The 7,133-nt window shown below is 38.2% G+C and carries 5 protein-coding genes and 2 pseudogenes; 3 read left to right on the top strand and 4 right to left on the bottom strand.

The genetic code is table 11. From position 1 onward, the window contains the following. Window positions 1-47 precede the first annotated feature (47 nt). Both MT390_RS19575 and MT390_RS19570 read left to right on the top strand, forming a co-directional pair. Entirely contained in the window at window positions 48-458 is a 411-nt protein-coding gene (locus MT390_RS19575; protein ID WP_499442887.1) for a hypothetical protein, read from the top strand. A gap of 204 nt (window positions 459-662) precedes the next feature. Next, window positions 663-1,271: a hypothetical protein gene (locus MT390_RS19570; RefSeq protein ID WP_499442885.1), complete on the top strand. Its 609-nt coding sequence runs from the start codon at window positions 663-665 to the stop codon at window positions 1,269-1,271. A 281-nt stretch (window positions 1,272-1,552) separates the two neighbouring features. Here the strand turns inward: MT390_RS19570 and MT390_RS19565 are convergent. From MT390_RS19565 to nhaC, 4 genes and pseudogenes are all read right to left on the bottom strand, one after another. Further along, window positions 1,553-2,603: pseudogene (locus tag MT390_RS19565) on the bottom strand (IS91 family transposase). Further along, window positions 2,600-2,962, bottom strand: a pseudogene (locus MT390_RS19560) (tyrosine-type recombinase/integrase); the annotation flags it as partial. The pseudogenes MT390_RS19560 and MT390_RS19565, both read right to left, overlap by 4 nt. A 434-nt stretch (window positions 2,963-3,396) precedes the next feature. Further along, window positions 3,397-4,083 (bottom strand): hypothetical protein, encoded by a 687-nt coding sequence (locus MT390_RS19555; protein WP_499442884.1) that lies wholly within the window; start codon window positions 4,081-4,083, stop codon window positions 3,397-3,399. Between the two features lie 129 nt (window positions 4,084-4,212). Beyond that, window positions 4,213-5,637, bottom strand: coding sequence for a Na+/H+ antiporter NhaC (gene nhaC, locus MT390_RS19550; protein WP_499442882.1), 1,425 nt, complete (start codon window positions 5,635-5,637; stop codon window positions 4,213-4,215). A gap of 230 nt (window positions 5,638-5,867) precedes the next feature. Here nhaC and MT390_RS19545 point away from each other — a divergent pair, with 230 nt between their 5' ends. Then, a complete protein-coding gene (locus tag MT390_RS19545; protein ID WP_499442880.1) occupies window positions 5,868-6,824 on the top strand; it encodes a LysR family transcriptional regulator in 957 nt (318 codons plus the stop codon). The last annotated feature ends 309 nt before the right edge of the window (window positions 6,825-7,133 follow it).

Here is a 7,133-nt window from a genome sequence, read left to right as displayed (position 1 = left end):
TGCCTTACAAGTATGATTATTTTCGATTTCAATCACGAGGAAAATAGATGTTTAGTTTTTTTAGAAAAAGTAGGGTTGATTTTGGAGCAAAAAAAGCTCTAGAAGAATCGGGCATGCAATCATCAAGTTATGTTGAATACTTAAGGTTTATTAAAGGACTGGGCTTTATTGATGCTCTTGATGCCTCAAGAGATGCATTACCGCAATCAATGCAAAGTATATGTTTTGCTTTTGCAACTTTGGATTTAATGCGACTGCGATGCAAGCTACATGGGCAAAGCTCCAATGTAATAGTTATCGAAGAATCAATGGAATACTTAGGTAAAGCGCTAGAGTTTCAGATTTCAGTTTCTGCTAATCCTGAACATAGTAGTAGAACTGCTGATACTCTACTTGGTGCTGTTCACCAAGATGCATTGAACTTAATAAAAGAGAATGCAACGAATAGTGTTCTATGAATTGTAAGTATAACAAGTCGTTAAACGCAGACGCATAACGGCTGTCATCGTTTTTGCAAAAAGCAAAAACAACGCCAACCTACGCGCTGGTTAACGAGGCGTTATGTGTTAGGAATAGTAAGCCATTATATGTTGGAAAAAATTGGGAAGTACATTGTACATATCAGTTGCGTATTAGTTGGGTTTTATGCAATGGGAGTCGTATTGGCCGTTGTTGATGATTCCAACCTAAACTTTATAAGCAGTTTAAATTCAATTGGGATATTTCTATCATCTATTGGTGTTGTCGTTGCAATTTTAACAGTTATCCAGCAGCAATACCTAAGGAATAATGAAATAATCCGACAAGAAATTAAAGAAGCTACTGTTTTGCTATTTAAGCTTCGCTACGTAATTACAGTATGTGACTCTATTAAAAAAGAAGCTATAGAGTCGGTAAAATTGGGTGAAATTTTTCATCTATTATTAGATGGCGAAGTCGAAGACTACTTCTTAGATCTTAAAGTTGAAGAGTATACATTTATATCGCGAATGAGTAATGAAGTATACTCCGAGATTTGTTATGCAAAAATAAATTATAATCGATATATTTCTGGAATATTCCGTTGGCAAAAAAAACAAACTGAAAATGATATTCCAACTAATAAAAGGTACTTTAATGAAAGAATGGAAAACCTTCCGTTAATAGCTACGCCTCTAATTGATAACATTAATAATTTAGTTAAATTATTAAAAAAAGAATACCCTGAACGGGTTTTTCAACGAATAAATATAGATTCGAACCATTTTTCTAACTTGCCTCGCATTAGTTAAATAAACATAACAAACAAGGATAGGTGTCGCGCAGCCGACACCTTATCTGGGTGTTGGACAAGCCCGAACGAGGCTCTCTGCTTTATATAGTAAATAGTGGAATTGGTTTTGGGCTGGCTCAATGATTTAACTTTCTTTAAGGCGAGTCTCGCTAGGATACAATTGATACCTCAATTATATCAGTATGTTATATTTTAGTTGTTGAATGCCATCTCACCTCTCTGGCTTGTTAATCTTTCATTTATGTAGATGATTTGTTTAAGACCGTACGTTTTCACGCATTAGTTTCTCAGTCGATTTAAGCCTATAAAATGCATTTCATGGTGACAGCAGGGACAAACACAAACTGCACGTTTGCGTTTTACTGATGTCGTCATTGTGCTTATATCACTCCCCAATATCAGCAATATTTGTAGTCGCAGTTGTTTAGCATTACCTCTTAAAAAACCATAATCTCTAACTCGCTGCAGACCTTTTGGTAACACGTGTTGTAAAATTAACCATAAGAATTTGAGCACTGGTAAGGTACGTTTTTTAGTCATATTAGTGCTGCTTTCTTTATACTTAAATGTGACCATTTCCTCGGTGATCTTAATAATGTCTTTGTCGGGCAACACGCCACGATATAGATAGCGTGATAAGTATTTAAAAGCAGAGGTGCCAAATCCTACCTTACGGCAATCGACCACCCATTTTTTAGGGATGTCTGTAGGCATGGTTAACTCAGGGCTGTGATTAATCGCATCAATGACTCTTGCTCGCCATACTTTAGCGAGTGCAAATTCATTAAACAGATATTGCTTATCACTTTTGTGCCATTGTTTTTTTGTCGTATCGTAACGTCCGCAGGGCACAATGATATGCACATGAGGGTGGCATTCTCGACGACGATTATGCGTGTGCAATACACTGGTAAATCCTAAACTGCCTTTATTCTCTCGCTTGGCAAAGTCTTTTAATATGCCCGCAGTCACTTGTAACATCAATTGATACAGTGCTTTGGGATGTTGACGAGCCAGCACTCTCAATTGATAGGGTAGGGTAAAGGTGACCATAAAATAGTGTACGGGTAATAGTTTATTGGTCTGTTTAGCTAACCAATTTGAAGTTGTTTGATGCAAACATTGCGGACAACTTCGATTCCCACAGGATGCAAGGAGTTGTTGGTCATGCTGACAAATGGCCACAATGCCATTGGGTCGTACGATTAACATCGTTTTTACAGTGCAGCATATCAGTGATAGCGCGGCGAACATCTTGATTCAACAATCCACCATATTGCAACGCTAGTTGCTCATGGTAACGTTCAAGTAATGTGATAAATTGACTCATAACGTCTCCCATTGAATCGGTAAGTTATCGGTTAACACATTAAGTGCGTGCACATTATCTTTTTGTTTGAGACGAGTGAGTTGTGTGTATTTGGCCGTGGTATTGAGACTGTTATGCCCTAATAATATTTGTAGTGAGCGTAAATCCATTCCTTGCTCTAATAGGTGTGTTGCAAAACAATGGCGAAGAGAGTGAGGGCTTATGTTCTTTTTAATCCCCAACTCAGTCATCACTTTTTTGAGTGCTTTTTGAACACTGCCTTTATCCATGGGCGTACACTGTATCGATGCTTGCTGGGGTTGGCCAATGCGAGGAAATAACAAAATAGGATGACGGTGGGTTTTCCAGTAATGACGCAAAGTGCTTTAGATAAATAGTGATACCATTTTCATCTCAATTACAATTCAAATAATATAGTCAAGTCTAACGTGTTTTAACTTGCCACGTATAGGTAAATAACCTACTTTTAGTCGTTATTAAGTAAAGTCAAGTATTATCTCATATTCCGATAGCGTTCATTTTCGTGCAGGGTACAGGTTAGTAGTATCCAAAAAAATTAGGTTAAGGCTGATTTCATCCTTATTTTTCACCTACAGTAAATAAGTTGACAATATTTGTATCGGCCTAACATGTTTGTAAGGCCGATATAAATTTTATCTTTTAATGTAATAGTTACTACGCTATCAATACATATAAAGCGATTACAGGATCAAAAAGCGACAAGCTTCCATCGATAAATAGAATTATTCTTGTCTTTTTTGATGATTTCTAGCATTAGAACTCACTTTTTAATTTAACTAAATGTGATGCTAGCAAGTTCACCATTTTTTTTTCGCACTATCACTGTTGAGAATGAAGGTGTAGCGGAATAAATAACGAGGTAGCGTCCAAGCAAATATGAATCTGCATGAATTGCCCATGGCGCCATGTGTACTCCAAAACCAAATGGTACCTTAAAAGCTGAAAGTAGTTTTTGGCCGTCTTCATTCTCTTTTCCTACTATCAAATAGCCACCCGCTTGATCATCAAGCGGCATATGAAAATGTGGACGGTCATGTGTTTCAAGGTATGCACCACCACCTAGGTTAGAATCAAGTAAATACTCATTAACATAGTCTTTTCCAACGGCTGTCACTGTAACAGGCAGAGCTGCGTCAGCTTCAAAATATGTAGAATCACCCATTTTTAGTAATTGGCTTCCATAGAAAGCAAGATTTTCAGCAGTGCATTCAGCGATAGGTATATTGAGTTCTTCATTACCCTCAGAGAGCAAGTAGCGGCCATTACCACCAAGAATATTAGCATCCTCGATAGTGAGATCTACTGTCTCATCCCATTCGCCATCCAGTATGCAATGCCTTGGTGTGGTTGCCTTCGGAAGCACATTTATTTGAGCTTCTGGAGTTTTGATGAGCCCTGTGATATCCATTGTATATCGAACACCAGGCTCAACATGTCCGGTATAACTTTCTGTGCGCATATAGGCTTCTTCAGTGTTGCCTTTACGATTGACAGTTAATGTCCAAAAATTTTTCTTAAGATCATCTGGAAGTTCACGAATGCTTTCGAGAACATCAAAATTAACCAGTACTTGTTCAGGTGTCATAATTTAAGCCTTTGCTGTGGTTAGTGAATCTGTAGTAACTACAGGTTTTTTAGAACTAAATAGTGCTATACCTGAATACGCAAATATTATTGCTAGTATGGGATTTCCCCAGTTCAACAGTGCCCATGGCGCATAATCTACGACACTTACGCCCAGAGTTGTTGCGAAGAAGGCTCCGCCTGTTGTCCATGGGATCAATGCTGTTGTTAAGGTTGCTCCTTCCTCAAGAGAACGAGAAAGAACATTGCGGTTAATACCTTGTTTGTCATAGGCTCCTTTGAATAGTTGGCCACCTAGAATGATAGACATGTAAGCTTCACCCATACTCATATTTCCAATAAAGCATGAAAGGATCGTGGTGGTTACAAGACTACCCGCGTGCTTAACTTTCTTCAATAAGCCTGAGATTAAAGTGCGTAAAAAACCAAACTCATCCAAAATCCCACCAAGTGCTAGAGCCATTAACGCTAATGATAAAGTCCACATCATTGAGGATATCCCACCTCTGCTGAGTAAATTATCTAGCAGCTCAACGCCGGTATGTGGTTCAGCACCACTATAAAGAGCATTTAATATTGTCGAAAAATCTTGTCCTTGCATAAAGGTTGCCAGTAGTACCGCTACGATAGCGCTTGTCATCATTGCTGTTTCAGGTGCAAATCGCAATACACTCAGAACAAGCATGACAGCGAAAGGTAATAAACACCAAATGTTGATAGTGAATGTACTATTTAAGCCATTACTTAACCCCTCTAATTTTTCTATTGGGAGTGCTGTAGCCGCGTACTCTGAGCCTAAATAGTAGAAAGCAACTAATGAGAGCAAAAACATTGGTACGGTTGTCATCATCATACTGCGGATGTGATCGTAAAGATCTACACCAGCCGACATCGCTGCGAGGTTAGTTGTATCAGATACAGGGGACATCTTGTCACCGAATGTTGCACCGGAGATAACCATTCCAGCCACTAGAGGTAATGGCATGCCCATCGCCCCCCCGATACCCATAAGGACAACACCTGCAGTACCTACCGTCCCCCAACTCGTCCCAGTCGCGATTGACATAAAGCTACAGAGTATTAAACCGGCAGGGAGGAATAGGGTTGGAGAGATGAACTCAATACCATAGTAAATGAGGGTACTGACAGTACCGCTTTGGATGAATGCTGCAATTAAAACGCCGATCAACATAAAAATATAGACAGCTGAAAGTGCTTTTTGAATGCCAGAATTCATTGCATCACGAATAATACCGAAACCTGAACGAGTGAGAAACCAAGCGCTAGTAGCTGCGATGACCAAACAAATGAGCATTAAGCTATGCAAGCTTACTTTAAGGTAAAATAAACCAATACCAATGACGCTAACAATAGCGGTAAAGGTGATCAATGATTGTTGGAAGCTAGGGGTGTGTAATCCTTTACTCATTTATTTCTCCTGAAATTATTGTAGTAATATATGTTGATTCAAATAAGCCTAAATCACATTATGTGTGCAATATTAATAAGCAAAATGTTAATGAGTTCTTTAGCTAATCCTATAGTTATAAAATAAACTGACTTTTAATATGCAACATAAATTTAACAAATTATCTTTGAACCTCCTATCCAAACTTGCTAATCTATACATTAGTTATAGCTAATGAGTAGAGTTCTCAAATGTTTAGAATCCCTTCGTTACAGTCACTAAAAATTTTTGATATGGTTTGCCGTATGGATAGTTTTACTAAAGCAGCTAATGAGTTGGGTGTATCGCAAGGCGCAATTAGTCAGCATATTAAAGCACTGGAAACTCGGGTTGGATTTCCTGTATTTACTCGTTCAGGCCGAGGTATTTTCATAACACCTTCAGGGTTGGCACTAATTAATCATGTCAGAATGGGGTTGGGCGCTATTGATGAAATAATTGCTTATGAACGCAATAAACACCAGTCGAAAAGCCTTATAGTTTCCGTTCAGCCGGGCTTTGCTATACGTTGGTTATTCCCGAGGTTGATGGATTTTCATGCAGAATTTCCGAATATTCAGGTGTCAATTAATGCCATTACCAACCCTACTGATTTTTCGTCGCATCAAGCACATGCAGGAATGGATTATGCATCAGATTTGAAAAAAAATAGCGACAGTAGCGCAATTTTTACCGAGTCCATTTTCCCTGTATGTTCACCGGATTTCGCGAGAATACATGGGGTAAAAGCACTTTCAAAAGAGTTCCTTGAGAAACTACCAAATCTACCTTTATTGGGCGATCAAAGCCCTACGCCACAGCAATATGGTTGCATGTGGAAATACTGGTCTATAAACAGTGGCATAAAATTACTAGAAAATGGAATTAATCGTTCTTCACAATCTAATATTACTCTACAGTTGGCTGAATTGGGCCATGGAATTGCACTTGGGAGAACGTCTTTAGTGATGGATTCGCTCAAAGAAGGAAAGTTACTACAATTAACAGAAGCTAAGTTAAAAAACCCTTGTAGTTATCAGTTGCTGAAAAATCCGGCTTTACCCGAAATTCAATCATTGAGTATTTTTTCTGATTGGTTAACTAGAAAAGCTAAAGAAATTGAAGTTTTCGATGAGGAAATTAAGTGTGGTTCAAGGTTTGATAGGTAGTATCTAAATACCAATCCTAATTTTTTATCATTGGCCTTACTGATTGTAAAACAACGTGAATGCTTATCTGTAAGTTTCCATCTATCTAGTTTAATTTGTAGATTGAGATAATGCAAAGAGCCGATAGAAAACTAGAGCCAGAAAACTAGTGGACAGCCATAAACTTTGATTAATAGTCATTATCAATCTATCTTTTGATCATGTAGTTTTACATGCTCGGAGGTAGTTGTTATGACACAGTCTCGCCAATCACAAGTCTCGTTATCGGATACCCCTTATTACCACTGTATTTCACGTTGTGTTCGTCGC

The sequence above is a fragment of the Vibrio sp. 2-Bac 85 genome (assembly GCF_037546705.1).
Lineage (GTDB): Bacteria > Pseudomonadota > Gammaproteobacteria > Enterobacterales > Psychromonadaceae > Psychromonas.
Note: the sequence above shows the minus strand (reverse complement) of the source record. Positions and strands in the feature narration are given on the sequence as shown.